The sequence below is a fragment of the Pseudomonas sp. NPDC087817 genome (genome assembly GCF_044742875.1).
Taxonomy (GTDB): Bacteria; Pseudomonadota; Gammaproteobacteria; order Pseudomonadales; family Pseudomonadaceae; genus Aquipseudomonas.
In genome coordinates this window covers 13,676-36,971 of the sequence record NZ_JBIUVJ010000019.1, presented here as the reverse complement: position 1 = coordinate 36,971, position 23,296 = coordinate 13,676, and the positions used below count along the sequence as shown (strand labels likewise).

General features: G+C 59.5%; 23 protein-coding genes. 6 read left to right on the top strand and 17 right to left on the bottom strand.

Annotation, left to right across the window (positions count from 1 at the left end):
• Positions 1-474 (bottom strand): electron transfer flavoprotein subunit beta/FixA family protein (locus ACIONG_RS15130; RefSeq protein WP_401300602.1); only part of this gene is annotated, 474 nt, incomplete at its 3' end.
• 550 nt (positions 475-1,024) lie between these two features.
• On the opposite strand from ACIONG_RS15130, the gene ACIONG_RS15125 reads away from it, so the two are divergent.
• Positions 1,025-2,689: an electron transfer flavoprotein-ubiquinone oxidoreductase gene (locus tag ACIONG_RS15125; protein WP_103306674.1), complete on the top strand. Its 1,665-nt coding sequence runs from the start codon at positions 1,025-1,027 to the stop codon at positions 2,687-2,689.
• 183 nt (positions 2,690-2,872) lie between these two features.
• Here ACIONG_RS15125 and ACIONG_RS15120 read toward each other — a convergent pair whose 3' ends face one another.
• Positions 2,873-3,763 (bottom strand): AraC family transcriptional regulator, encoded by an 891-nt coding sequence (locus tag ACIONG_RS15120; RefSeq protein ID WP_103306711.1) that lies wholly within the window; start codon positions 3,761-3,763, stop codon positions 2,873-2,875.
• A gap of 190 nt (positions 3,764-3,953) precedes the next feature.
• Between ACIONG_RS15120 and ACIONG_RS15115 the strand changes: the two genes are divergently transcribed.
• Positions 3,954-5,006: an NAD(P)-dependent alcohol dehydrogenase gene (locus ACIONG_RS15115; RefSeq protein WP_103306675.1), complete on the top strand. Its 1,053-nt coding sequence runs from the start codon at positions 3,954-3,956 to the stop codon at positions 5,004-5,006.
• Here the strand turns inward: ACIONG_RS15115 and ACIONG_RS15110 are convergent.
• The 9 genes from ACIONG_RS15110 to ACIONG_RS15070 all read right to left on the bottom strand — a co-directional run bounded on the left by ACIONG_RS15110 (position 5,003) and on the right by ACIONG_RS15070 (position 13,002).
• A complete protein-coding gene (locus tag ACIONG_RS15110; protein ID WP_103306676.1) occupies positions 5,003-5,806 on the bottom strand; it encodes an IclR family transcriptional regulator in 804 nt (267 codons plus the stop codon). The genes ACIONG_RS15115 and ACIONG_RS15110 overlap by 4 nt on opposite strands.
• A 60-nt stretch (positions 5,807-5,866) precedes the next feature.
• On the bottom strand, positions 5,867-7,177 hold the full coding sequence (locus tag ACIONG_RS15105) for an MFS transporter (RefSeq protein ID WP_401300597.1): 1,311 nt from the start codon (positions 7,175-7,177) through the stop codon (positions 5,867-5,869).
• A 181-nt stretch (positions 7,178-7,358) separates the two neighbouring features.
• A complete protein-coding gene (gene dgoD, locus ACIONG_RS15100) occupies positions 7,359-8,507 on the bottom strand; it encodes a galactonate dehydratase (protein WP_401300594.1) in 1,149 nt (382 codons plus the stop codon).
• Positions 8,508-8,555: 48 nt separating this feature from the next.
• Complete coding sequence (locus tag ACIONG_RS15095; protein ID WP_103306678.1) at positions 8,556-9,176, bottom strand: 2-dehydro-3-deoxy-6-phosphogalactonate aldolase; 621 nt, start codon at positions 9,174-9,176, stop codon at positions 8,556-8,558.
• Positions 9,177-9,195: 19 nt separating this feature from the next.
• Positions 9,196-10,185: a 2-dehydro-3-deoxygalactonokinase gene (locus ACIONG_RS15090; RefSeq protein ID WP_401300590.1), complete on the bottom strand. Its 990-nt coding sequence runs from the start codon at positions 10,183-10,185 to the stop codon at positions 9,196-9,198.
• A 98-nt stretch (positions 10,186-10,283) separates the two neighbouring features.
• Positions 10,284-11,090 (bottom strand): hypothetical protein, encoded by an 807-nt coding sequence (locus tag ACIONG_RS15085; protein ID WP_401300587.1) that lies wholly within the window; start codon positions 11,088-11,090, stop codon positions 10,284-10,286.
• Between the two features lie 107 nt (positions 11,091-11,197).
• On the bottom strand, positions 11,198-11,725 hold the full coding sequence (locus ACIONG_RS15080) for a hypothetical protein (RefSeq protein ID WP_401300584.1): 528 nt from the start codon (positions 11,723-11,725) through the stop codon (positions 11,198-11,200).
• Positions 11,726-11,800: 75 nt separating this feature from the next.
• A complete protein-coding gene (locus tag ACIONG_RS15075; RefSeq protein WP_256583595.1) occupies positions 11,801-12,334 on the bottom strand; it encodes a hypothetical protein in 534 nt (177 codons plus the stop codon).
• Positions 12,335-12,522: 188 nt separating this feature from the next.
• Positions 12,523-13,002 (bottom strand): GNAT family N-acetyltransferase, encoded by a 480-nt coding sequence (locus ACIONG_RS15070; protein ID WP_103306682.1) that lies wholly within the window; start codon positions 13,000-13,002, stop codon positions 12,523-12,525.
• Between the two features lie 214 nt (positions 13,003-13,216).
• Here ACIONG_RS15070 and ACIONG_RS15065 point away from each other — a divergent pair, with 214 nt between their 5' ends.
• From ACIONG_RS15065 to ACIONG_RS15050, 4 genes are all read left to right on the top strand, one after another.
• A complete protein-coding gene (locus ACIONG_RS15065; RefSeq protein ID WP_401300580.1) occupies positions 13,217-13,933 on the top strand; it encodes an HD domain-containing protein in 717 nt (238 codons plus the stop codon).
• A 47-nt stretch (positions 13,934-13,980) separates the two neighbouring features.
• Entirely contained in the window at positions 13,981-15,195 is a 1,215-nt protein-coding gene (locus tag ACIONG_RS15060; RefSeq protein ID WP_401300577.1) for an MFS transporter, read from the top strand.
• 64 nt (positions 15,196-15,259) lie between these two features.
• Positions 15,260-15,601 carry a hypothetical protein gene (locus ACIONG_RS15055; protein WP_103306686.1) on the top strand — a complete coding sequence of 114 codons (342 nt, stop codon included), beginning with the start codon at positions 15,260-15,262 and terminating at the stop codon, positions 15,599-15,601.
• Between the two features lie 43 nt (positions 15,602-15,644).
• The gene (locus ACIONG_RS15050) at positions 15,645-15,902 is read left to right on the top strand and encodes a hypothetical protein (protein WP_016986009.1); all 258 of its coding nucleotides are present in this window, start codon (positions 15,645-15,647) and stop codon (positions 15,900-15,902) included.
• A gap of 191 nt (positions 15,903-16,093) precedes the next feature.
• Here the strand turns inward: ACIONG_RS15050 and ACIONG_RS15045 are convergent, their stop codons facing one another.
• The 6 genes from ACIONG_RS15045 to araG form a co-directional block, all read right to left on the bottom strand.
• A complete protein-coding gene (locus ACIONG_RS15045) occupies positions 16,094-17,023 on the bottom strand; it encodes a PfkB family carbohydrate kinase (protein ID WP_401300574.1) in 930 nt (309 codons plus the stop codon).
• Positions 17,016-18,482, bottom strand: coding sequence for a purine-cytosine permease family protein (locus tag ACIONG_RS15040; RefSeq protein ID WP_401300571.1), 1,467 nt, complete (start codon positions 18,480-18,482; stop codon positions 17,016-17,018). Before ACIONG_RS15040 ends, ACIONG_RS15045 begins: the two co-directional genes overlap by 8 nt.
• A 222-nt stretch (positions 18,483-18,704) precedes the next feature.
• Positions 18,705-19,703 carry an ADP-ribosylglycohydrolase family protein gene (locus ACIONG_RS15035; RefSeq protein WP_103306689.1) on the bottom strand — a complete coding sequence of 333 codons (999 nt, stop codon included), beginning with the start codon at positions 19,701-19,703 and terminating at the stop codon, positions 18,705-18,707.
• On the bottom strand, positions 19,700-20,413 hold the full coding sequence (locus tag ACIONG_RS15030; protein WP_103306690.1) for a GntR family transcriptional regulator: 714 nt from the start codon (positions 20,411-20,413) through the stop codon (positions 19,700-19,702). Before ACIONG_RS15030 ends, ACIONG_RS15035 begins: the two co-directional genes overlap by 4 nt.
• Before the next feature lie 344 nt (positions 20,414-20,757).
• Positions 20,758-21,726 carry an L-arabinose ABC transporter permease AraH gene (gene araH / locus ACIONG_RS15025; protein WP_103306713.1) on the bottom strand — a complete coding sequence of 323 codons (969 nt, stop codon included), beginning with the start codon at positions 21,724-21,726 and terminating at the stop codon, positions 20,758-20,760.
• A 12-nt stretch (positions 21,727-21,738) separates the two neighbouring features.
• Positions 21,739-23,277 (bottom strand): L-arabinose ABC transporter ATP-binding protein AraG, encoded by a 1,539-nt coding sequence (gene araG / locus ACIONG_RS15020; protein ID WP_401300567.1) that lies wholly within the window; start codon positions 23,275-23,277, stop codon positions 21,739-21,741.
• Positions 23,278-23,296: the final 19 nt, after the last annotated feature.

Genomic DNA, 23,296 nt, shown 5'->3' with positions numbered 1-23,296 from the left:
TTCGCGGGTCACGGCAACGCTGTCGCCCGAGACTTCGACTTTCGAAGCGAACGTGCCCTGACCGTAGCCGCTCAGTGCAGCGAGCATCTGGCCGGTCTGGTTGTTGTCGCTGTCGATGGCCTGTTTACCAAGGATCACCAGCTGAGGCTGTTCCTTGTCGACCACAGCCTTGAGCAGCTTGGCCACGGCGAGCGAGGTCAGATCTTCAGCGGATTCGACGAGGATGGCACGGTCGGCACCCAGAGCCAGTGCGGTACGCAGCTGCTCCTGAGCGGTGGTCGGGCCGATGGAGACGACGACGATTTCAGTCGCAACACCTTTCTCTTTCAGGCGTACGGCTTCTTCCACTGCGATTTCGCAGAACGGGTTCATCGACATCTTGACGTTGGCGAGATCGACGCCGGAATTGTCCGCCTTGACGCGAACCTTGACGTTGTAATCCACAACGCGTTTGACAGCTACAAGAACCTTCATGGATTCCTCGTTACTCTCCGGTGAAAAGAAAGTCGCCTAGGCGAACCTGGCGGTTGATGCTCATCAGGCTAAAAGGGCACCTCTAAAAACGCCGACATGGGTGCGGGGTGATTCACGGTGAGAGGAGCTGTGACCGTTCGTCAGTGGTGACTGACAAGTCATGGATCTTCACGCTGTGTAAACTGCGCGCCGGAACTGCGCTGCGCATCACCTTCTACTGCCTGTGCCCTGTCTTTAGAGGTGCTCTTGAAACCGCCAGTCTGCCTACGACGAGCGCAAAACCGCCCGTATCTTGACCGGAACGCCTATTCCGGTCAATACGGCAAAATGGTCGTTCATAAGCCGCGCTTCTTTGATTTCTCTGGGCTGGAGCCAATTCAAACAAACGTTTGTATTGGACGCTCGGAGTGGTGTAGATATAATGCGCCCCCTAGAGAGAAAGGTGGCTTCTCCTTTATCCCCCTTGACGTTAACGTAAAGGCATAACGGATGCGACATCAAACCTCCAAATTAGAAAAAAAACTGTTGAGCCTTGAGTAGGAGATAGCCTGTGGAACGCGAATACATGGAATTCGACGTGGTCATCGTCGGTGCCGGCCCCGCTGGCCTGTCCGCCGCCTGCCGGCTGAAGCAGAAGGCCGCCGAAGCCGGTAAGGAAATCAGCGTCTGCGTGGTCGAAAAAGGCTCCGAAGTCGGCGCACACATCCTGTCAGGTGCTGTATTCGAACCTCGTGCCCTGAACGAGTTGTTCCCGGACTGGAAAGAACTCGGCGCCCCGCTGAACACCCCGGTCACCCGCGACGACATTTTCGTGCTGAAAAACGCCGACAGTGCGCAAAAGATTCCTGACTTCTTTGTGCCCAAGACCATGCACAACGAAGGCAACTACATTATCTCCCTCGGCAACCTGTGCCGCTGGCTGGCCCAGCAGGCCGAGAACCTCGGCGTGGAAATCTACCCGGGCTTCGCCGCTCAGGAAGCATTGATCGACGAAAGCGGCATCGTGCGCGGGATCATCACCGGTGATCTGGGTGTCGACCGTGAAGGTAATCCGAAAGAAGGCCTGTACACCCCGGGCATGGAACTGCGTGGCAAATACACGCTGTTCGCCGAAGGCTGCCGTGGCCACATCGGCAAACAACTGATCAAGCGCTTCAACCTCGACAGCGATGCCGACGCTCAGCACTACGGCATCGGCCTGAAAGAAATCTGGGAAATCGACCCGGCCAAACATCAGCCAGGTCTGGTAGTACACACCGCCGGCTGGCCGCTGGACATCATGGGCACTGAAAACACCGGCGGCTCGTTCCTCTATCACCTGGAAAACAATCAGGTGGTGGTCGGTCTGATCGTTGATTTGTCCTACAGCAACACCTACCTGTCGCCATTCGACGAATTCCAGCGCCTCAAGCATCACCCGGTGCTGGCTCAGTACCTGGAAGGCGGCAAGCGCGTCAGCTACGGCGCCCGCGCGATCTGCAAAGGTGGCCTGAACTCGCTGCCGAAAATGGTCTTCAAGGGCGGTGCGCTGATCGGTTGCGACCTGGGCACTCTGAACTTCGCCAAGATCAAAGGCAGCCACACCGCAATGAAGTCGGGCATGCTCGCCGCAGAATCTGTGGCCGACGCGCTGTTCGCCGAGAAGGATGGCACCGAAGAGCTGACCACTTACGTCGACGCCTTCAAAAAGAGCTGGCTCTACGACGAACTGTTCGCCAGCCGCAACTTCGGCCCGGCGATCCACAAGTTCGGCGCCATCGTCGGCGGTGGTTTCAACTGGCTGGACCAGAACATCTTCGGCGGCAAACTGCCGTTCACCCTGCACGACACCAAGCCGGACTACGCTTGCCTGAAGCTGGCAGCCGACTGCAAAAAGATCGACTACCCGAAACCCGACGGCAAACTCAGCTTCGACAAACTCAGCTCGGTGTTCATCTCCGGTACCAACCACGAAGAAGAACAGCCCTGCCACCTGAAGCTGACCGATCCGAGCATCCCGATCAGCAAGAACCTGCCGCTGTACGACGAACCGGCGCAGCGCTACTGCCCGGCCGGCGTCTACGAAGTGATTACCAAGGAAGACGGCGAGAAGCGCTTCCAGATCAACGCCCAGAACTGCGTGCACTGCAAGACCTGTGACATCAAGGACCCTTCGCAGAACATCACCTGGGTCACGCCGGAAGGCGCCGGCGGCCCGACTTATCCAAACATGTAAGTCGAAGCGCTGAACATCAAGGCTCCCGAATAGGGGGCCTTTTTCTTGCCTGCGGTTCAGTGCATCACATCAACACCTGTGGGAGCTGGCTTGCCAGCGATGGCGGTGGATCAAGCGACATCTATGTTGAATGTGCCGACCTCATCGCTGGCAAGCCAGCTCCCACACGGACTGTGTAAATCCTCAAGCAGCGCGCTCATCACCCGGACTGCGCTCGAAATAGCGCTTGTACTCGCGACTGAACTGCGACGTACTCTGATACCCCACACGATGCGCCACCTGCGCCACACCGAGCCCTTCAGCTACCAACAACGTCTGCGCTTTCAACAACCGCAAACGCTTCAGATACTGCACCGGCGACAACAACGTGCTGCGTTTGAAATGCTCATGAAACGTCGAAATACTCATGTTCGCGCAACCGGCCAGGGTCTCGACGTTCAACGGCTCGGTGTAATGCGCATGCAGATGACTGATCGACGCTGCGACCCGCGCAAACTGCCCCTGCTGCTCGACCAGCGCACGCAACACATCGGCCTGCGGCCCACGCAATGCCGTAAACAGCAACTCACGCACTCGCGCCGGCCCAAGAATCTGGCATTCCAGCGGATCGTGCAGACAACTCAGCAAGCGCTCGACACAGCCGCGCATGTCATCGTCGAGCACCACCGAAGTCATCGACTCCGGCGTTTGCGCCGGGATGTGTCGCCCCGGCGCCAGCCCCATGGCCAGCACCAACTCACCGAGCAACACCCGGTCAATCGCCACCGAAACACCCAGCAACGGCGCATCCGGCAAGGCAAAGGTTTCGCACTCGAACGGCACCGGCAGCGCCTGAATCAGATAATGCCCGGCACCGTACTCCATCGTCCGAGGCCCGAGAAACGCCAGTTTGCTGCCCTGGGCGATGATCATCAGGCTCGGCTCGTAAATGTGCGGGCCACGGGCAACGTCGCAACTGGCACGCAGCACCTGCACTCCCGGCAACCCGGTCTGGCTGTAACCATCGCGCAGCGCCAGCGGTTCGATTAGCGAAACCAGCGTGGCATTGGCATCAAGGTGACGGGTCAATTGCATCGACATGTTCTTCACAAAAATCACGGAAAAAGGGATGAAAGCATCATCGCAGATCCTTTTGCCAATGCGACCGAGCAAACCCGCATGCCGGAGGATTAGGCATGAGACCCGGAGGAATCGTCATGGCCGGACCGTCAGTCGGCGCCCAGAATGCGCCGCCTCACTTGTCACTGCTTTTGCGAGGTTCCACATGTACACCGCCATCGGCTATGCCGCCCAATCGGCCACCACGCCCCTCGCCCCGATGAAGTTCGAACGCCGCAGCCCACGGGCCGACGACGTCGCCATCGAAATCCTCTACTGCGGCGTCTGCCATTCCGACATCCACCAGGCGCGCAACGAATGGGGCATCGCCGTTTACCCGTTGATGCCAGGCCATGAGATCGTCGGAAAAGTCACCGCGATCGGTGCGAATGTCACACAACACAAGGTAGGCGATCTGGTCGGCGTTGGCTGCATGGTCGACTCCTGCCGCACCTGCGAAGCCTGCCAATCGAACCTTGAGCAATACTGCCTCGAAGGTCCGACCATGACTTACGCCACACCGGATCGGGTCGATGGCAGCAACACCATGGGCGGCTACTCCGACAGCATCGTGGTCAGCGAGCACTTCGTCGTGCGCATTCCGGAAAAACTGGCTTTGGCCAGCGCCGCACCGATTCTCTGCGCCGGCATCACTACCTACTCGCCGCTCAAGCACTACGGCGTCAAGGCCGGCGACAAGGTCGGGATTCTCGGCATGGGCGGCCTCGGCCACATGGGCATCAAGTTCGCCAAAGCCATGGGCGCCGAAGTCACGCTGTTCACCCGTTCAGCGAGCAAGGCTGAAGAAGGTCGCCGTCAGGGTGCCGATCATGTGATCGTCTCCACCGATGCCGAGCAAATGAAAGCCGCTGCCGGTTACTTCGACTTCCTGCTCGATACCATCCCGGTGCAGCACGACCTCAACCCATACCTCGACACCCTGCGTTTTGACGGCGTGCACATTCTGGTCGGCCTGATCGAGCCGGTTGATCCGCCGGTACACGCTGGCAAACTGGTGATGAGCCGCCGCGTGCTGGCAGGTTCCTTGATCGGCGGCATCGCAGAAACCCAGGAAGTGCTGGATTTCTGCGCTGAACACAACATCACCTGCGATATCGAAATGCTCGACATCCGCCAGATCAACGAGGCTTACGCCCGAATGATCGCCGGTGACGTGAAGTACCGTTTCGTGATCGACATGGCGACGCTCAAGGTTTAAATCTTCAGACCGAGTTCCGCCGAGAGCCGGGCTGTGACCCCTTTGATCAGGGGGATCAGCTCGGCCATTTTTTCCAGCGGCATGTACGGCACGGTGCTGGCGATACTGATCGCCGCCACGATGCCCTTGCTCGCATCCCGAATCGGCGCCGCCACGCAGCGGATCGACGGTTCGTTGTCCTCCAGATCGAAGGCGTAGCCACCCGCGACGTACTCGATCATGCGCTGCTCAAGCTGTTCCCACGACTGCTGGGGATGCTGCGGCCAGAACTGACTTTTCCCACCCGCCGGCAGGCTGATGTCGTACAGACGCTGCCAATCTTTCGGCGAGTCATCGAGCATCAACGCCTTACCGATACCGGTCCGTGCCAGCGGCATGCGATGGCCGACCCGCGAACGCATTTCCGGGCCGTTGCGCCCCGGATTCTTCAGCAGATACAGCACTTCGTCGCCTTCACGAATGCCCAAGTGCACCGTGTCGCCGGTCAACGCCGACAACTCGTCCAGATACGGCCCGGCCAGACTCACCAGCGGCAACTCTTCGCGCGCCTGGAAACCCAGCTCGATCAGCTTCGGCCCGAGCAGATAACCGACTTGCGGCACCACGCGCAGGTAGCGCTCGTCGACCAGGCAACTGGCCAGACGATGGGTGGTGCTGCGCGTGGTACCGATCAGTCGGGCAATTTCTTTGAGATCACGGGCGCCACTCGCCACTGCCTGCACCACACCCAAGCCGCGCAATAGCGTCTGGGTGCCGGTGGGCGCGGCGTCCTTGGTTTTTTCCGGGGCGTCTTCCTGCATATCCAGCCTTTACCGTTGAGCGAGGGAACGGGCGGCATTATGGTCGCCCGATGCTGACCACTACAACTCGATACGTTCGACCTTGCCCACCAGCAGCACGTAGGACAAAGCACCGATCAGTGCGAGAACCGCGATATAGGTGATCGCCGGGGCAAAGGAATCACCACTGGCGAGGAAACCGATCACGATCGGCGTGGCAATTGCCGACAAGTTACCGATGAAATTGAACACCCCACCGGTCAGCCCGAGCAGACGCGCCGGCGCGAGGGTCGAAACCAGCGACCAGGTGATCGAGGCCAGACCATTGCCGAAAAACGCCAGGGCCAGAAAGGCAATCACCAGCGGAGTCGACTCAACAAAGTTGGCACCGATGATCGACGTGGAAATCAGCAATCCGCCAATGATCGGCAACTTGCGCGCAAAACCCACGGTGCAGCCGCGACGAATCAGCAAGTCGGAAAAGAACCCCGAACACAACACGCCAACAAACGCGGCAAGAAACGGCAGCGACGCCAGCAGGCCGGACTTGATGAAGTCCATGCCGCGATATTTCACCAGATAGGTCGGGAACCACGTCAGGAAAAACCACAGTGTCGAGTTCAGGCAGAACTGGCCGAGGTAGATGCCCCACAACTTGCGCTTGGTGAGGACAATGCCCAAATCGGTCCAACTGAATCTGGCTTTGACCTTGGCCGTCTCCTGCTGGATATCGACCAAACCGCCGCCCTCGCGAATCAGATCGATTTCCGCTTCGTTGGCACCTTTGAAATCCCGCGGCTCGCGATACACCGCGTACCAGATGGCTGCCCAGATAATGCCCACCGCGCCAGTGGCGACGAAGACCATGTGCCAGCCAAATTCATGTTGCAGCCAAGCCAGCACCGGGGTGAGAAACGCCAGCCCGACAAATTGCCCCGACGTGTAAAAACCAATCGCCGTGGCACGTTCACGCTCAGGAAACCACGTCGTCACCACGCGGCTGTTGATCGGATACGCCGGTGCTTCCAGCGCCCCGACCGCCATGCGCAGCACAAACAGCGCGATGAAACTGGCAGCAAAACCGAGCATCACGGTGGCCAGCGACCACAGCAACAACGCGACACTGTAAAGAATGCGCGGCGGCACCCGGTCGACCAGCCAGCCGCCGGGGATCTGCATGGCCGCGTAAGTCCAGCCGAACGCGGAAAAGATCAGGCCGACATGGATCGGATCGATACCCAGTTCACTGGTCAAGGCCGGCGCGGCAATCGACAGGTTGCTGCGGTCGAGGTAGTTGATGACCACGGTGATAAACAGCAACACCATGATGAAAAACCGCTTGCGGCTGGGCGTGACTAAAGACGCCTGCCCGGTGAGGGTTTGCGGTTGCATGAGAGATGCCTCTTCTTATGTTTATTTGAGGTCATGACGCAAATCACCCATCCATGGAGATCAAACTGTGGGAGCTGGCTTGCCAGCGATGGCGATGTAACTGTCACATCAATGCTGGATGTGCAGCCGTCATCGCTGGCAAGCCAGCTCCCACAAAGACTTTCGGTGTATCAGGGCAGACTCACCACTCGGCAAAGCTGCCATCGGCATGGCGCCAGATCGGGTTACGCCAGCGGTGGCCGACCGCCGCGCGCTCAATCACGTATTCCTCGTTGATCTCGATGCCCAAGCCCGGGCCGTTCGGGATCTTCACGAAGCCTTTGTCGTAATCGAACACGCGCGGATCCTTCACGTAGTCGAGCAAGTCGTTGCTCTCGTTGTAATGGATGCCCAGGCTTTGCTCCTGGATAAACGCGTTGTAACAAGCTGCGTCCAGCTGCAAACACGCCGCCAGCGCAATCGGCCCCAGCGGGCAATGCAACGCCAGCGCCACGTCGTAGGCTTCGGCCATGGTGGCGATCTTGCGGGTTTCGGTAATGCCGCCCGCGTGGGAGGCGTCCGGCTGGATGATGTCAACGTAGCCTTCGCTCAACACGCGTTTAAAGTCCCAACGCGAGAACAGCCGCTCGCCGAGTGCAATCGGTGTACTGGTCAACGGTGCCAGCTCTTTCAGCGCTTCGTAGTTTTCGCTGAGCACAGGCTCTTCGATGAACATCAGTTTGTACGGGTCGAGTTCCTTCATCAGCACTTTGGCCATCGGCTTGTGCACTCGACCATGGAAATCAACACCGATGCCGACGTTCGGTCCCACTGCGTCGCGCACGGCGGCAACGTTGGCCAAGGCGAGGTCGACTTTTTCGAAGGTATCGAGGAACTGCAGCTCTTCAGTGCCGTTCATTTTCACTGCGGTGAAACCCCGGCTCACCGCCTCTTTCGCCGCACGTGCGGTGTCGGCCGGGCGGTCACCACCGATCCACGAATACACGCGGATCTTGTCCCGCACCTGACCACCGAGCAGATCACTGACCGAGACACCGAGGGCCTTGCCCTTGATGTCCCACAGCGCCTGGTCGATGCCGGCCAGCGCGCTCATGTGGATGGCGCCGCCACGGTAGAAACCGCCGCGATACAACACCGTCCAGATGTCCTCGATGTTGCGTGGGTCTTTGCCGATCAGGTAGTCGGACAATTCCTCAACGGCAGCAGCAACGGTGTGCGCGCGACCTTCAACCACAGGCTCGCCCCAACCGGTCACGCCCTCGTCGGTTTCGACCTTGAGGAAGCACCAGCGCGGCGGGACAATGAAAGTGGTGAGTTTGGTGATTTTCATCTGCTTGTCTCTCTTATTTGGATGCAGCGCACGCAGCGCCAAAAAGTCTTAGCGAAGAGCCTTCCACGCGGCCACGTAGGCCTTGGCATTGACCGCAACCTGCTCCGGCGTCATGCCCGGTTTGAACAGTCCGGAACCCAGTCCGAAGCCTTTTACACCGGCGTCGATGAACGCCTGCATGTTGTCCGGCGTGATCCCGCCGACCGGCGCCAGCACCGTTCCGGACGGCAACACCGCGAGCCAGGCTTTGACGACCGCCGGGCCCATCTGCTCGGCCGGGAACAACTTGAGAATGTCCGCGCCCTCCTCCAGCGCCGCGAACGCCTCCGTCGGCGTGGCAACACCCGGCGACAGGTACAAGCCCGCCGCTTTCGCCGCGCGCAAGACCTTGGCATCGCTGTGCGGCATGACGATTACCTGGCCGCCGGCCTCTTTCACTTGCTCGACCTGTTGCGCAGTCAACACCGTGCCGGCACCGATCAGGCAATCGGCGGGCAGGGTCTTGCGCAGGATGCGGATACTTTCGTACGGCGAAGGGGAATTGAGCGGTACTTCGATGACGCGGAATCCGGCTGCGTAAAGGACTTCTCCGACAGCGGCGGCTTCCTGCGGGTGCAGGCCACGCAAGATCGCGATCAGACCGTTTTGTGCCAGTGCTTGCTTGAGCATGTCAGGCCTCCAGTCAGGGTTAACGGGATGAGGAATCGATCAGTCCGGCGGCCAGCGCCAGTTGCCACAGTCCACGCTCGGTGGCCTGCTCGGCCAGCGTCACCTTGGCGAAACCGCAAGCATCAAGGGCTCGGCTATAGCGCGCGCAGAGTTGCGCGTTACCGATGAGGATGATCCAAGGAAGATGCACGCTGTTGCGTCGATGCCGCTGAACCGTGGCGAGTGCCGCCAGTTCATGACCAATCATGAGGCCGGACAGGTAATCCGCTTGCGCCGTCGGGCTGAGTTCACCGGTCAGGCCCAGCGTTCGCGCACTGAATAAATTCGAGAGCACGCCGAGTTCACCGTCCGCCGACAGCGCAACCTGCACGCCCCGGTCAAACGCCTGACCATCGAACGTCGCGCCTTGCTGTTGAGTACGGCCAAGAATGCTGTGTTCGCTGAGCACGGCGAACACTTCACCGGTCATGAACGTATCGAAATGAGTGATGCGGCCATCGACCACTTCCACCCATTTCGAATGGCTGCCCGGCAGGCCGATCAACAAGTCGCTGCCCGCCTCGACCGGAAGATTCTGCAGAACACCGAGGACTTGAGTCTCTTCGCCACGCATCACATTGGGCAAACGCGAACGCTGTATCACACCCGGCACGATGTGCACGCGGGTGCCGCGCAGACTGACCACGGTTTGTAGGGAGTTTCCGAGATTGGCGACGTTTGCCGGCGTCTCGCAGTAGGCCGCTTCACGCCAGCCCTGCGCGCTGCCGACCATGCCGCAAGCGATCACCGGCAGATCCGGCTGCGCATCGAGCCAGTCGCCACACACCTCATCAAAGGCCAGTTCAAAACCGTCGGTGCATTCGCGACCGTTGATGACTCGCGGGGTCTTGGGCAGTTGCATGATCCCGCAGGACAGCGCGCGTTGCTCCAGCACCACACCGTCCGCCGCGAGTTTGTAAGCACGTAATGAGGTCGTCCCCCAATCGAGCGCGATCAATTGCGCCAGCATCGCTTCACCTGTTTTGTTTTTGGCAGTGAGTGCGACGGACTATAGACCTCTTAAGCGTTAAATCTCAATATGTAATTTTGCATCCCATATTATGGGAATCAATTACTCCATTTCGTGGTCCGCTCAACACTGGTGACACCGTCTTCGGCGAAGACTTTCACCGTTTCAAAATCCTCGCCGCCGAGGTGTTGCGTGTTGCCATTCTCGTCGGAAACCCCCGGTTCTTGCCGGCCATCCCCGCGCACAATGACGTACTCGGTATTGGGTTTCGGTGTCAGGTCCGACGAGGAAACGATACGAAGTGCCAGTCGGTAAGGCGCGAATGACGCGAGCAATCCGGCATAAGGCAGATCACTGCAAAGCCCAAGGCGATCAATTTCGTCGTAGGGCGTTGCCATGACGTGGCGCCAGCGGACGACACAAATCGGCGCAAACGGCACCCACGAACGCACGCGATCCTCCGGCAAAAGGGGAACCCTTGGAGGTGCGATTCGGGGACCTCGCACTTGTTCAATGAACGCTGTCGTCGGCAGATACATGACCTTCGAGTAATACGCCACGAATGGAAACGCGGTGATGATCACTTTGCATGGGACGTATTCCTGTGGCTTGAGCAGGCGCACCAGTTCAACCGGATTGATGTGGTTGATACCGTCGTCGATGGTGTGATTCTCTACCCTGATGTTCGCGGACATCTCATACCGCCGGTCACCCTCGATCAAACGCATGTCGCGGACCGATCCGAACGCTTCCCGGGTGATCTGATGTTCGATGTCGAAATCGGTATCGCCATCCAGTGAACAACGGATGAATGTGCCAATCTGGCCCTGCCGTCCGTGATCCTTGTACAAGTCGATGAGGTTTCTGTCTGATGTGAAGCGCAGGTTGTAATAGGAAAAACTCAAGTGATCAATCGAGACGAATTCCAGCCTGGCCGGTGGCACATTCAAATGCAGGCAAGACGAACACAGTAAAAAACCACCCATCAACAGCCACTTCGCGATACGCAAATTCAATGTTTGACCCTCTGTTCCATGACGCGCGCAAACTCGGAACTTGCAATACCGACAGGATGGGATTGGTAAGACTCGGAAAAATACCCCGAGGCACTGAACCGGCAGGCCAAGGCATTGCGCTCTCGTAAAAAAGCCAAGAGCTGTTCCGATGAAATAAACGTATTCGAGCCGTCCTCATGATCGCTATGCACCGATGCCAGACGGGCCGAATATTGATGTTTGCCAAGTGCACCCTGGCGATCCAGTTCATCCACGGCACCGATTAGAAAGTTCGATTGACCGTGTCTCTCATGAAAATCGAGTCTTGCATCCAGATAACACGTCAACGTGTTGCCGTCCTGAATCGTCTTCGAATCACTCTTGAGGATATTCATCAAGTCCGCCTCTGAAGCAAATCGAACTTCAATGGTGCCATTCCCGGGCACATACTCCATGGCAACAAACTCGATGTCGGATCGCGCAATCTCTGGTCTTTCGGCGCAGGCACTGCATAGCAAAAAACAAATCCCTAAATACCTTTTCAACCCAACATCCTGTCAATTAAATGAACACCTGAAATACCTGACTACGACGATTGCAGATAAGCGCGCAGTAATTACTCACTCGGCTCCATCAGCCTTCAAAACAGACAATATTTCTGCCACCGGCATAAACAGCGACCGTGTGTAATACGCCTTGTAACCGGTTGCCATAACGACCACCTTGCAAGGGATACTTTGTTTGCCTTGCAACAACCCTTTCAAGGCACTCTTACTCAGATACTCTGAACTGCGGTATCTGTCGGTATGACTTCTGAAAGAAACACGCGCCAGATAATCAAAGCCGGATCCTGGCGTTGATTGCCGGTTTTCTTCGATCAATCCCATCGCCGCTTGAGCCATCGTGTGTCCAACGGAAAAATCCGTATCATCGGCCAGTGCACAAACAAATACCTGGTCGAAACTGCGGGCATTCTTTTCGCGGGCGAACAGTTCAAGCAGTTCCGTATCCGAATGAAAGCGCACAAGGTAGTAACCACTGATGGTGTGGCCGCTACTGATCGAGTCGAACGCTAACACCGCCGGCCGAATATCATGGGATCGGGCGCAGGACACGCAGAACAGGCACACAACGCTCACCAGTAACCACTTCATGGCATCACTCCCTGTACGTCCGCACATCGCCGGTCACTCATTGACCCAGCGAAGGCTCCACGGGCGTGAAGAAAGGGTTCCAGAAGCATTGCAGGTGTCGTCCGTGAGCGCGCAAAAATGCGCGCGTAGAATGCCGGACCAGAGCACTGGCGACAATCGAATCAATAGCGGATTGCCATTGCGGCACTTTAGCCCTCGGCAAACTCGCGCAGCACTTTGCCATCCATGCGATAGCGCACCCACTCTTCCTGCGGCTGCGCGCCGAGGGATTTGTAGAAATCGATGGCAGGGGTGTTCCACTCCAGCACGCTCCACTCGAAGCGCCCGCAGTCGTTGTCGCAGGCGATTTTCGCCAGGTGCCGCAGCAGGGTTTTACCGGCGCCGCCACCGCGTTGCTCGGGGGTGATGTAGAGGTCTTCCAGGTACAGGCAATTGCTGCCCAACCAAGTCGAATAGCTGAAGAAAAATACGGCGAAGCCGATCGGCAGACCGTCGCGCAGGCAGATCAGGCCGTGGGCGGTGGCGCCTTCGCCGAACAGGCTGCGTTCGATGTCGGCGACGCTGGCGATGACTTCGTGACGGGCCTTTTCGAAATCCGCAAGTTCAGTGATGAAGGCGAGGATTTGCGGTGCATCGCTGGGGGTCGCCGGGCGGATTTCGATCGTCATGGACGGGCCTTGTCGGAATAGGAAAACGCCATACTAAGGCCGCATTGCTTTTGTGGCGAGGGAGCTTGCTCGCGCTTGGCTGCGAAGCAGGCATAATCCAGGAAATGCGATCTGCCTGATCCTCCACATCGATGGGATCCGGGGCCGCTACGCAACCCAGCGGGAGCAAGCTCCCTCGCCACCGGGTTTTACTCAGACGATAAACAGGATGTCTATGTCAGCTACAGCTTTTGCGCCTTTGATGGATCTCGCCGCCGAATTGCTGCCCCACGCTCTGGAACCCTCAGACGACGGCGCTCACGACCTCGCACATCTCCAGCGTGTTTGGCACAACGTGCGTACTTTGCACGCTGAGGAAGGCGGCGACCTGGAGGTGTTGCTGGCGGCCGTGCTGCTCCACGATTGCGTCGCCGTAGAAAAGAACTCGCCGCTGCGTTCACAAGCCTCACGTCTGGCGGCAGAAAAAGCTGCGGCGGTATTGGCAGAAATGAACTGGCCGGAAGAAAAAATCGCCACCGTCGCCCACGCCATCGAAGCCCACAGTTTCTCCGCCAACATCACCCCGTTGACCCTCGAAGCAAAAATCGTCCAGGACGCCGACCGTCTCGACTCGCTGGGCATGCTCGGCGTTGCCCGCACGTTCTACGTCGCCGGGCGCATGGGCTCTGCGCTTTACGACCCCGTGGATCCTGAAGCGAAACAACGCGACTACGATGACAAGCGTTTTTGCCTCGATCATTTCCAGACCAAACTGCTGCACCTCGCCGATGGTTTCCAGACGGTCGCCGGCCAGCGCCTGGCGCAAGACCGGCATCAACGCCTGAAAGGTTTCATGGAGCAGTTCAAGGAAGAGATCGGCATCGTCCAGCGCGTTACTCCGGCGCACGACGATCCTGACTTCAGCAACCTCGGACCTAAGCCCTGCGCCTGACGTGTTATCTAGATGACGCTGAATTTTGCCGCTCAAGGAACCGCGTCATGTCGCCAGCCACACCTCAGGTCTCAGGCAAGCTGTTCGGCCTGTTCTGTCTCGCCAGTTATCTGTTGTCGCTGTCCTACGGCTCGACGTTTTTGCTGTCGTTGTTGATCAGCTCTCGCGGCGGTAACGAACACGACGCCGGCAGTGTGATTTCGGCGGCGATGCTCAGCACGTTTGTGGCGGTGCTGATGTCCGGACATTTGTCGGATCTGCTCGGTGCGGCGCGTTCGATTGCGTTGTTTGGCGTGCTGTTGGTGGCGGCCAGTCTGGGCTTTGCGCTGACGCCGGGGTTTGGCCAGCTGTTGTTGTTTTTCGGCTTGCTGCTGGGCCTGGGCTGGGGCGTGTTTTACACCTTGGGGCCGATCATTGTCGCGAGCCTGGTGAGTCCGGCGCAGCGGGCCAGATATTTCGCTTTGCTGTCGGGCAGCATGATGACCGGCATCGGTAGCGGCCCGTTGCTCGGACGTGCGGCCAGTGCCATGGGGCTGCCGGTGACATCAGCGTTTTATCTGGCCGCGTTGGCGAGTCTGATTGGCGTGCTGCTGTTCTGGCTGCTCGGGTCGAGATTGCACAGTTCTCAAGCCAGCAGCGCGGCAAAAATCACCTGGCGCGCAACCACGCAAGTGCTCGGGTCACGCGCACTGTTCCCGATCATCATGGTGGGCCTGGGTGGCTGCGTGTTCGGTGGTCTGTCGAGTTTCCAGACCAGTTACGCCGCCGCCCGTTCGCTGGATTATTCGCTGTTCTTCCTCGGGTTCATGAGCGCGGCGATCAGCAGCCGGATGCTGATCGCAGGCTTCGTGGTCAAGCGTGATCCGCTACGTGCATCGTGCCTGCTGTCAGGGTTGATGCTGGCATCGATTGTGCTGTTCGCTTTTGGCGTACGCAGCGGTTTCAGTTATCTGCTGGCAGCGCTGATGCTCGGCGTCAGTTACGGCCTCACCTATTCAGTGATCAATGGCCTCGCCGCCAACGAAGCGCCAACCGGCACCACGTCGCAAGCCTTGCTGCTGTTCAGTCTGTCGTACTTCATCGGCGTGTTCGGCTTTCCCTTGCTGGCGGGGAAAATCATTGTTGAACATGGCATGCCGACGTTGCTGTTGACCGTGCTGCTGGTTGCGCTGGCGAACTGGCTGATCACCGTCGGGCGTTTGTTCTGGCGGCGGATCAACGTCAAAACCGTGGCCGCGAGTCAGACCGTTCGTCGTTCATGAGGCACCAATCCATAACGAGAGCAGACCAACGGAGGGTAAGGATTCCAATCACTGGAGAAGCCCTATGATCCCGTCAAGGTTGACCGCTTTCGTATTCAGCGCCCTGCTCTGCCCCGCAGTTTTCGCCGCCACCACGACGGCAGCGGGCACCGGCCCTACCGACCCGACCCCGCCACGAGCCCCCGCCATCAACAGTGCCCCCGGCATGAACACCGATGGCTCGGGCGTGCCATTGATCAACCAGCCCCCCGCCACCGGTACCGATCCGCGCACGCAAGGCAGCGACCCGGGTCGCCAGGGCGGCATGAACACCCCTGATTCCCCTGCAGCACCGGATAACGCCGGTCCCGGCATCGGCTCGAAAACCACCACCGGTGGCTCGGGCTCTGAAGGTTCCGGTCAGTAGTTCGCCGACGCGAGCGTCCTATTCAATCCATGAAGAGGTAACCATGAACGTCGATAAAAACCTGGAAAAAGAAGTCCTCACTCGTCTGCTGCACGCCCACCCGAGCGGCTTGGGCAAGGAGGTGCTGGACAATTATCGGGGCGAGAAAGTCGTGGCCAGTGCCCTCGCCGCCTTACAGGATCGCGGACTGATTCATCACGGACACGTGACCTGCAACGAGGCCGGCGAACATTCGTTGAACCTGCCGATCAAGCTCAGCGCCGCCGGCGTTGAAGCGGCGCGCAAGCTCGATCTGCAGTAGTACCCGGGCCGTTCGCCGCGCGTGCGGCGGACGGCCAGATCTTTAGGCAGGGCTGGCCAGATCAGAATTTTGCAGTGCCGCTGTCGGCCCCATCGCTGGCAAGCCAGCTCCCACTGGGAGTACGGCTGTACACAAATACTGAGTTCACCACAAAAACCTGTGGGAGCTGGCTTGCCAGCGATAGCGGCGGTTCAGTCGCCGAAAGTCTTGCTGATTAACGCATCAACCTCAGCGCCCCCCGGCGAAGTCGCCGGCCCCCAACGCGTTACCGCCAAAGCCGCCGCCGCATTCGCCCGACGCGCCGCTTCAAGGGCGGACAAACCCTGCGCCAGCCCAGCGACAAACACCCCGGCATGCGCATCACCGGCACCGTTGCTGTCCACCGCTTGCACGGCAAACCCAGGCACATGCTGGCGCTCGCCGGCCTGGTGAATCCAGCAGCCCTGCGGGCCGTCGCGCACCACCATCAGCACATCGGCGGGCAGATGTTCGGCGAGACGATCCAGCGCCGCGCCGATATCCTCAGTCCCGGTAAAGCGCAACGCCTCGACACTGTTGCTGGTCCACACATCAATGCGCGGCAGCAATTCCTGCATCATTGGCGAATCCGGCGATTCCACCAGCGGGCCCGGATCGAACACCACGTTGATCGAGTCCGGCAACGCCAGCGTCCAGTCAAGCAGCGCCTGCGCCTTGCCCTCATGCAACAGGCTGTAGCCGCTGAGATAAACGTAATCGCCAGCCTCGGCCGCGACGCTGTTCAGATCATCAATCGTCACCTCTCCTTCGGCGCCGATGTAAGAAATGAAACTGCGCTCGGCCGATGCATCGGTCAGCGCCACGCACAAACCGGTGTCGCGCTGCGCAGGCTCAGCGATGCCGATGTGAATGCCCTCAGCGTTCATCGCCTGCCGCGCCAGATCACCGAAACGGCCGCTGCCGTGACGGCCCAGGTAGACGACAGGCAAACCATTACGCACTGCCGCCGCCATCACGTTGAAGCCGCCGCCGGCCTCGAAACCGGCGGATTGCGCAAGCACGTCGCCGCCGATCTGCGGCAGTTTTTCCACGGCCATGACCAGGTCGATGATGACCTGGCCGGTGTGCAACATCTTAGGCATGGGCATTCTCGACTTGCGCGGCACGGCGATCTTTCGCCCCGCCGAGGACTAGATAAATGCCACCGGCGACCACGAACGTCACGATCCAGCCGAGGCCGTTGTGGCCCAGCCACGAGTCGGACAGAAAGCCCTTGAACCAGACGTTTTCAGCGGTGGTGCCAATGGTGGTGAAGCTGAACCCGAGCACGATGGCAATCGCCCACGCGCCGAACGCGCGCCATTCGATACCGCCGCGATACCAGTAAGCGCTGCTCGGGCTGACATCTAGAAGGTCTTTGGGGCTGTAGTAGTGACGATGAATCAGGTCGACGACGAAGATCCCGACCCACGCAGTGATCGGCACCGCCAGCAGGGAAATGAAGGTAATGAACGGGCCGTAGAAGCTGTCGGCGATCAGCATGAAGTAGATCGAACCGGCGAAGATCGCGACGATGTCGACCACCACGGCGTAGACGCGTTTGACCTTCAGACCGAGGGTCAGCGTGGTCAAACCGGCGGAGTAGACGGACAGGTTGTTCGACAGCAGCAGGCCACCGAACGCGGTGATCAGATACGGCACGGCCATCCACGTTGGCAGCATGTCGCGGATCGCCACGATCGGGTCAGTCGCCGATGCCAGATCATTGTTGCCGACCGACAGCAAGCCACCGAGGGTGATCAGCAGCACCAGCGGGATGCCCGCGCCGAACGCCGCCGACGCCACCAGACGCACGGCTTTGACGCTGCGGTGTTGATAGCGCGACATGTCGGCACCGGCGTTGGCCCAGCCGATCCCGGTGCCAGCGGCCATGGTGCCGATGCCGATGATCATCGCGCTCATCGGTGCGGGCGTGGCGTTGAACACCGCGCTCCAGCCGATGGTGGCGCAGAGGAAACCGCCGACCAGAATATTCAGCGCGCCGAACACGTAGGTGGCCCACTTCTGGATCACCAGCAACGTGGCGTGGCCAAGGCCGGAAACCGCCAAGGTCAGCAGCACAAAAATCGCGATGAAGATCAGCGTCAGCACCGGCGCACTTTTCGCCTCGACCGGCGAGCCGAACAGGATCGAGCACAGCGACAGCAGCACGAACGCGGCGGTGGTGGTGTTGACGGTTTCCCAGCCCAGTCGCGACATCAGCGAGACCAGCGTCGGGCCGATATTGCCGCGCACGCCGAAGATCGCGCGCGACAGCGTCAGACTCGGCGCCCGACCGCGACGACCGGCAATCGAGATGATCCCGACCACGGCGAACGAACCGGCGGCGCCGATGATCGCAACGATGATCGCCTGCCAGATCGCCAGCCCGCGAAACGCGACCAGCGTGGCGCCCAGCGGCAAACCGAGAATGGAAATGTTGGCAGCGAACCAGACCCAGAACAGTTGCAGCGGATGCCCGTTGCACTCGGCTTCCGGCACCGGTTCGATGCCGCGGGTTTCCAGTTGCCCGGCGCTTTGCCCGGCGTTTGATGAACTCATGAAAAATGCTCCTGTTTGCCTTTTTTGTGGTTGTGGCAATGACGCATGACGACAAGACATACCGGCCGTCCTGGGCCTGTCTGCGCGATCCATTGCGGGTTGGAAAAATCAAATTTGCGGTGCACCTATCGCTGGCAAGCCAGCTCCCACAGGTCCAGAGTGAACCTTAAGGTATGCACTATCCCTGTGGGAGCTGGCTTGCCAGCGATGGCGTGAGTTCAATCAGCGCAAAGCCAGCAGCCCCTGCACCAACGGTTCAAGCTCCAGATGATTGACCGCTTTCACCGTTTCAATCATCGGTGCAGGCCAACTCTCAAGGCCCAGGCAGGCCCCGAGCATTGCCCCGAGAATCGCCGCGATGGTGTCGGTGTCGCCACCCAGACTCGCCGCCATGCACAACGCTTCGAACGCGGTCATCTCACCGACCGCCACTTGCTGCGCCAGCGCAAACGAGACCACCACCGACTCCTGCGACGCGACCGAAGTGCCGATCACGTCGTAGAGCAGATCCGCAAGCAGCGCTTTGTCGCTGTCGACGCTGATGGTGCGCGCCCAACTGATGCGCGAAGCAATACGTCCACCGGCCACCCAGTGCCCGTACGCTTCCGCTTGCTGGGCGATTTGCTGACCGAGGTTCAACGCCTCGCCCAGATCCACGCCATTGATCCCGGCAGAGACCACCGCCGCCACTGCCGCCGCACTGGAAATCCCCAGTGTGGTGTTGTGGGTCACCTGACAGGCCTGCACCACCGCCGCAATAAAGCGCTCGGGATCAGCCACATCTGCCGCGATTCCCACCGGAGTAATGCGCATCGCCGCGCCGTTGGTGGTGCCGTAACGCCCGGCCTCTTCCGGCGAATGACCGGCGAGGATCATTTCGATGGCACGTTTGGTCGACGGCCCGAGCAAGTCCTGCGAGCCCTTGGCCTGCATCGCCGCTTCCCACTCGATCAGGCGTTGCGCGAGGATTGCCGGTTCGATACGGCCCTTGCCTTCGACCAATAACTCGCCGACCAGGATTGCCTGCTCGGTGTCGTCGGTAATCGAGCCTTTGGGCATGTTTGCGGCAATCGGTTGCAGCGGGCCGGCGTCCTGCAGATCAGTAATCTGGCCGAAGCGGGTCTTGATCGTTTCGCGGTTCAGCGATTGCGTCGGCATGCCCAGCGCATCACCGAGGGCCAGGCCATAAAACGCACCGAGGGCACGGTTGAGCGCAGTCATTTCGATTCTCCAAATTGCAGGTGCAGACGGAAGTGCACCGGGTCGAGCAGGCTTTCCACCTGTTCCATGAAGCGGTTCTGTCGGTCGTAAGTGGTGCGCAGAGCCTTGAGAAACACTGTGCCGAGCGGGCGGCCGAGCAGTTCAGCGTCTTCGGCATTGAGCGGTTCAGCGCCGATCCACTGATCGCCGCGCTCGCCGATGTAGCCGTAGGCGGCCAGGGTGATGGTCAGGGAGTTGTCGATCAGACCGACGCGCGGCAGGCTTTCCAGGCCGCCGGTGGCCGGCATCAATGAGCGTTCGAGGGACACCAGCGTGCCGTCATTGGCACGGCGGCGACGGTCGAGGGTAATGAATTTCTCAGTGCCGAAAACGGCCAGCAGATCGGGCCGGGTCACGGCTTCCAGACGCAGCACTTCGGTGTTGATCAGCGCCCCGCTGTCGGCCAGCGCCTGCGCCCAGCCGCTACGCTGGTCGAGTACCACACCGTCAAACGTGACGATGGAACCGACACCGCTTTGCGTGGCGATGTAATTGCGCCGCTTCAATTCGGCCAGCGCTTCGCGCAGCGTGCCGCGGCTGACCTTGAATTCCTGAGCCAACTGATGCTCGCCGGGCAATAGAAAGCCGTCCTCCATGAGGCCGCTTTCGATGCGCCGGACGAGTTCGTCGACCACCCGTTGTTTCTTGTCAAATCGTACCTGTCTAATCATGTACAAAGTGATAACCGAAACGGGCCAGGGCGGGCAAGGAATATTTGGGGAAGGTGACAAAAGGCGGGACTTGATGCGATTCCCTGTGGGAGCGAGCCTGCTCGTGATGACGTCGGCACTTTCAGCATCGATGTGACTGAAAGAACGCTATCGCGAGCAGGCTCACTCCTACAAAGGTTATGCGTCGAACCGTAAATTCTGCTTTAACCGCAAATCCCTGTGGGAGCTGGCTTGCCAGCGATAGCGGCGGCACATTCAGAACTGATGTTGAATGACCCGCCCCAATCGCTGGCAAGCCAGCTCCCACAGGTTTAAGTGCTGAAGCCAACTCGGAGAGAATGGATCTAGCGTTGTTTGAGACGATCGATAACGACGGCCAACAGCAAAATCGAACCACGAATCACGTACTGATAAAACGTGTCGATGTTCTTCAGGTTCATCGCATTCTCGATAATCGCCAGAATCAACACCCCGGCAATCACATGCCGAATCATCCCGATCCCGCCGCTCAGCGACACCCCGCCCAACACGCAAGCCGAAATCACCGTCAGCTCGAAACCCTGGCCGATCATCGGCTGCCCGGACGTCATCCGCGACGCCAGAATCACCCCGGCCAGCGCACCAATCACACCGTGCACGGCAAAGATGATGATCTTGGTGCGATCGACGTTAACGCCCGCCAGCAGCGCCGCTTCCTGGTTGCCACCAATGGCCATGGTGTTGCGCCCGTAAGTGGTGTAATTCAGCAGCCAGCCGAAAAACAGGAAGCAGACGATAGTAATCAGAATCGGCACCGGCACACCAAACAACTGACCATTACCGAAGACGAAGAACGATTCCTGCGACACGCCCACCGCTTTGCCGTTGGCAAAAATGTACGCCAGGCCACGAACAATCTGCATGGTCGCCAACGTAGTGATCAACGCATTGACGCGCAATTTGGCAATCACAATCCCGTTGATCAGCCCGACAATCAGGCCCATCACCAACGCCGCACTAACGCCGAGAAACACGCTGTTGGTGTCACGCATCACTACCGCCGCGACCACGCCGGCGCAAGCAATCACCGAACCCACCGAAAGGTCAAAATGCCCCGACGCCAGGCAGTACAACATCGTGCACGCGGCAATCCCGGTGGTGGAAATCGCCAGGCCCAAACCACGCATGTTCAACGGCGAAAGGAAGTTGTCGATCAGCAGCGTGCAGGCCACGAAGATACCGACGGCTGCCAACAGCATGACCCAGTCATCGAGGAAGCGCCGCATATCCAAAGGTTTGCGCTCGGTCGGCAGGGTTTCTTTCTGGGTTGTCATCATAGTCACCTCTCAGTTCGCCACGCCGTCAGCGCGGTGGCGCGGCAAAGCCAGTTGCAGCAGGTTGGATTCATTGGCCTGGTCACGGCTGACTTCGCCGCGCAGGGCGCCTTCGCAGAGCACCAGAATGCGGTCGGAAATGCCCATCACTTCCATCAGGTCGCTGGACACCACGATCACCGAAATACCCTCGGCGGCGAGGTTATGGATGATCTGGTAAATCTCGGCCTTGGCACCGATGTCGATGCCACGGGTCGGTTCGTCGAGCAGCAGGACTTTCATCGGCATCGACAACCAGCGACCGAGAATGGCCTTCTGCTGATTGCCGCCGGAAAGGAATTTGATCTGCTGCCCAGCGTGCGGGGTTTTCACTTTCAACGCTTTGATTTGCTTGTCGGCGTTGCCCTTTTCCCACAGCCCGCGAATCAGGCAGCCGAGGCCGGAGTTGGCACCGCGCGCACTGATATTGATGTTCTCGGCGACACTGGCCAGCGGGATGATGCCTTCCTTCTTGCGATCCTCCGGGCACAGCAGAATGCCAGCGGCAATCGCGTCACGCGGTGAGCGTAATTTCAGTTCATGGCCGCGCAGCTCAAGGCGTCCGGCAGTGTTGCGCTCCAGACCACTGAGCAGACGAAACAATTCGGTGCGCCCTGCCCCGACCAGCCCGAACAGGCCGAGAATCTCGCCTTTGTGCGCTTCGAAACTGATCGGTTCGCGCAGGCCCGGGCCGAGCAATCCGTCAACCTTCAACGCGACGGCGCCGCGTGGGCGATGGCGGTAATCGTAGATGTCCTGAATGTCACGGCCGACCATGCAGGTCACCAGTTGATCGTGGGTCAACTGGCTCATGTCGTCGAAGGTGCGTACGAATCGGCCGTCCTTGAACACCGTCACCGCATCACAAATACGGAACACTTCTTCCATGCGATGGGAAACGTAAAGCACCACTTTGCCTTCGTCACGCAAGCGCCCGATGATCGCCATCAACCGATCGATTTCGCGGGCCGAGAGGCTGCTGGTCGGTTCGTCGAAGGCAATCACATGCGCGCCACGCGACAACGCCTTGGCGATTTCTACCAGTTGTCGCTGGCCGAGCGACAAGCGTCCGACCTTGGTCTGCGGATCGATTTCATCGGCCAGGCCTTTGAGGCAGTTCAACGCTTGCTGGCGCAACGTAGCGCGATTGATAAGGCCGAAGCTGGCCGGCAAGTGACCGAGAAACAGGTTCTCGGCCACGGTCATTTCCGGCACCAGATGCAGCTCCTGGTGAATCACCGCGACGCCGCTGCCGATGCTGTCGGCGGTGGACTTGAAGGCCATCGTCCGCTCGCCGATCTGCAACTCGCCGCTGCTCGGAATGTAGGCGCCGCCGAGGATTTTCAGCAGGGTCGATTTGCCGGCGCCGTTTTCACCCATCAGTGCATGGACTTGTCCTGGATGGGCGACGAAGCTGATGCCGTCCAGCGCCTTCACACCGGGGAAGGTTTTACCGATCCCGTTGAAGCGCAGGCTGCCGCCGTTGTCATTTGTCTGTACTTGCGCGTGCATTTGAACCACCTCTTCACAC